Below are 239 nucleotides of genomic sequence, written 5' to 3'. Positions count from 1 at the left end.
CGAGCTTGAACGAGTCGACCTGCGCCACGCCGTCCACCAGTACCACGCCCTCGCGCAGCCGGTTGGAGACGCCCATGGCCAGCGGGCCGCGGGTCTGCACGACGTAGGCCTTGGGGACCTCGTAGCTGGGGTGGGTGAGGCGGTTGGCCAGCTCACCGGCGTTGGTGAGGATGAGCAGGCCCTCGGTCTCGTTGACCAGACGGCCCACGTGGAACAGGTGCTCCTGCCCGGGCTTGAGG

Annotated in this window: 1 protein-coding gene; it reads right to left on the bottom strand. The window is 69.5% G+C overall.

Translation table 11 applies throughout. The annotated features are described in order from the left end of the window. Positions 1–239: pseudouridine synthase (locus tag KVS67_RS13020; RefSeq protein WP_254629386.1), on the bottom strand; the 239-nt coding region annotated here is incomplete at both ends.

The organism is Micrococcus sp. GbtcB5 (assembly GCF_019091605.1).
GTDB classification, from domain to species: Bacteria; Actinomycetota; Actinomycetes; order Actinomycetales; family Micrococcaceae; genus Micrococcus; species Micrococcus luteus.
The sequence above is the reverse complement of the archived record's forward strand: the minus strand, read 5'-3'. Positions and strand labels throughout refer to the sequence as shown.